The sequence below is a fragment of the Bradyrhizobium sp. SHOUNA76 genome (genome assembly GCF_023006445.1).
Classification (GTDB): Bacteria; Pseudomonadota; Alphaproteobacteria; order Rhizobiales; family Xanthobacteraceae; genus Bradyrhizobium.
The window spans coordinates 1-563 of record NZ_JALBHA010001105.1 but is presented as its reverse complement, the minus strand read 5'-3'; the positions used below and the strand labels follow the sequence as shown (position 1 = coordinate 563).

Below are 563 nucleotides of genomic sequence, written 5' to 3'. Positions count from 1 at the left end.
ACAGCTCGCCGCCATGGGCGAGTGCGATCGCGCGCGCGATCGACAGGCCGAGCCCGAAGCCGGTGGACTCGTCCATGGTGCGCGCGTCGTCGCCGCGCACGAACGGCTCCAGCATCTCCGGCTTGCGTGCATCCGAAATGCCGGGGCCGTCGTCCTCGACATCGATGACGAAATTGATGCCGGCTATGCCGAGGCGGATCGTCACCTCGGCGCCGAAGCGCACCGCGTTCTCGACGAGGTTGGTGACGCCGCGATGCAGATCGTCGGGCCGCGCGGCGGCGGTCGCGGACGCCGGCCCGTCATAATGCACGACATGGCCCATGTCGTCGAACTGGTCGGCGATGAGCTGGAGCGTGCACGCGATGTCGACCAGCGTCACGGCCTCGATGTTGCGGTCGTTGCGCAGCAGCGACAGCACCGAGGCAAGCTGTAGCGCCTTGTAGCCGCGCCCGAGATGGACGGCGGATCCAGTGCAGGCTGTCGCTCTCCTCGCCGCTTGCGGTGCCGGGTGCGAGCATTTCGATGCCGAGCCTGGGGAAGGCGCGCGCGAGATCGGCGACGAG

General features: G+C 68.7%; 1 pseudogene. It reads right to left on the bottom strand.

From position 1 onward, the window contains the following. A pseudogene (locus MOV74_RS39990) lies at positions 1-427 on the bottom strand (ATP-binding protein); the annotation flags it as partial. Positions 428-563: the final 136 nt, after the last annotated feature.